We start from the raw sequence: 282 nt of genomic DNA, 5'->3' as shown, positions 1-282 counted from the left end.
CATAAAACACATTCGTTCATTTCATTAGTCCGTCAATGAAATGCTTAGAATCTGCAAAACTTCATATGTCGAGCGTTTCAATTGCATATCATGATGAACAATAGCCACGAGACAATAAGTGATAAAATCGTGAGGGATAACCCCAAATCGTGATGGATAGCGTGATGGATATTTCCGTTTTTGAAGTATCTATCACGCTATTCAAGTATCTGAATATTAGCATATAAAGATATAGAATGGATACAAATCGTGATGGATGATAGATGATTACATAAAACTTAT

Origin of the sequence: Segatella copri (assembly GCF_003465495.1) — a bacterium.
Taxonomy (GTDB): Bacteria; Bacteroidota; Bacteroidia; order Bacteroidales; family Bacteroidaceae; genus Prevotella; species Prevotella copri_G.
The sequence above is the reverse complement of the archived record's forward strand: the minus strand, read 5'-3'. Positions refer to the sequence as shown.